This is a genomic window from Amaricoccus sp. W119, assembly GCF_047275745.1.
Taxonomy (GTDB): Bacteria; Pseudomonadota; Alphaproteobacteria; order Rhodobacterales; family Rhodobacteraceae; genus Amaricoccus.
This window is the reverse complement of sequence record NZ_JBKQWU010000197.1, coordinates 1-866: the sequence shown is the minus strand read 5'-3', so window position 1 is coordinate 866 and position 866 is coordinate 1. Positions and strand designations below refer to the sequence as shown.

General features: G+C 68.0%; 1 protein-coding gene. It reads right to left on the bottom strand.

The genetic code is table 11. The features are described 5' to 3' along the window. Positions 1–313 (bottom strand): hypothetical protein (locus tag ACLJK8_RS22960; protein WP_413152703.1); only part of this gene is annotated, 313 nt, incomplete at its 3' end. Positions 314–866: the final 553 nt, after the last annotated feature.

The window sequence follows — 866 nt, the reverse complement described above, 5'->3', positions numbered from 1 at the left end:
CGCTGGCCTCCGCCTGGGCGAGCGCGGCTTTCGCATCGGCGATCCGCGCATCCTGCCGGCGCAACGCGAGCGCCCCGCGCGCTCCGATCCGCCGCCGCTCGGTCGCGAGCAGACCGTCGAGCCGGGCGATCTGCGCCCGAAGCGCCCCGATGGCCATGTCGCGCGCATCGCGCTCCGCGACGAGGTCGATCAGCTTCTGACGCTGCTCGACGGAAGGCTCGATCGATACGATCGGCTGGCCGGCCCGGATGACCGCGCCCATGCCCGGCGCCTCTGCGATCCGGCCGTTGAACGGGCTTCGCACGGTGATCATCGGCGCGTTCACCACCGCCGAGGTGGAAATGTAGCTCGTCAGGCGCGGGGCCAGAATGGCGCCGACGGCGGNCGATCCGGCCGTTGAACGGGCTTCGCACGGTGATCATCGGCGCGTTCACCACCGCCGAGGTGGAAATGTAGCTCGTCAGGCGCGGGGCCAGAATGGCGCCGACGGCGGCGAGCAGGACACACGCGGTTCCGAGCCGCAGGACACGGGGATTGAACATGGGCGACGGTCCGCGATGACGGTTTCGGTTGCGACGGGAGACCGTTCGCCGACTGCGCGAGCGGGCCGTCCCCCACCTCTATGAACCGCGACCCGTGTGGGATTCATTTCCACGCGCCCGCCCGGCAATCCCCAAATACGTGTGTTTTTACTTGATTGTATCTTCAATACCGCCGGCATTGGAGACTACGGCACGCCTGTGACCTCACGAACCGACCGGTCCGGAGGGGATGTTCAGGATAGAAGTATGCGCTTCAGACTTCCGTCCAGCGGCCGGGCGACTCCTGTGGATCTCCTTCGGGCGCGCAACGTCGTCACGCGCGCC